Origin of the sequence: Bacillus cereus group sp. N8 (genome assembly GCF_016483685.1) — a bacterium.
In the GTDB taxonomy this organism is placed as follows: Bacteria; Bacillota; Bacilli; order Bacillales; family Bacillaceae_G; genus Bacillus_A; species Bacillus_A proteolyticus.
Window position 1 is genome coordinate 1 of sequence record NZ_JAEHBK010000156.1, and the last position, 324, is coordinate 324.

Sequence of the window (324 nt, forward strand, 5' to 3'; positions counted from 1 at the left end):
TATGCGCCCGTAGCTCAATTGGATAGAGCGTTTGACTACGGATCAAGAGGTTAGGGGTTCGACTCCTCTCGGGCGCGTTTTCTTTCGGGAAGTGGCTCAGCTTGGTAGAGCACCTGGTTTGGGACCAGGGGGTCGCAGGTTCAAATCCTGTCTTCCCGATACTTGTTTGGGGCCTTAGCTCAGCTGGGAGAGCGCCTGCCTTGCACGCAGGAGGTCAGCGGTTCGATCCCGCTAGGCTCCACCAAAAAAGTTCTTTGAAAACTGAACGAAACAAACAACGTGAACGTCAATTTTTATTTTTAGATGCTAGACAAACTAACTTTA

General features: G+C 50.3%; 3 tRNA genes. All 3 read left to right on the plus strand.

What is annotated here, in order from left to right:
• Positions 1 to 3: 3 nt before the first annotated feature.
• The 3 genes from JDS80_RS30825 to JDS80_RS30835 all read left to right on the plus strand — a co-directional run bounded on the left by JDS80_RS30825 (position 4) and on the right by JDS80_RS30835 (position 244).
• Positions 4 to 77, plus strand: a tRNA-Arg gene (locus JDS80_RS30825).
• Positions 78 to 85: 8 nt separating this feature from the next.
• Positions 86 to 159: transfer RNA gene (locus JDS80_RS30830), tRNA-Pro, on the plus strand.
• A 9-nt stretch (positions 160 to 168) separates the two neighbouring features.
• Positions 169 to 244 (plus strand) — tRNA-Ala (locus JDS80_RS30835).
• Positions 245 to 324 lie beyond the last annotated feature (80 nt).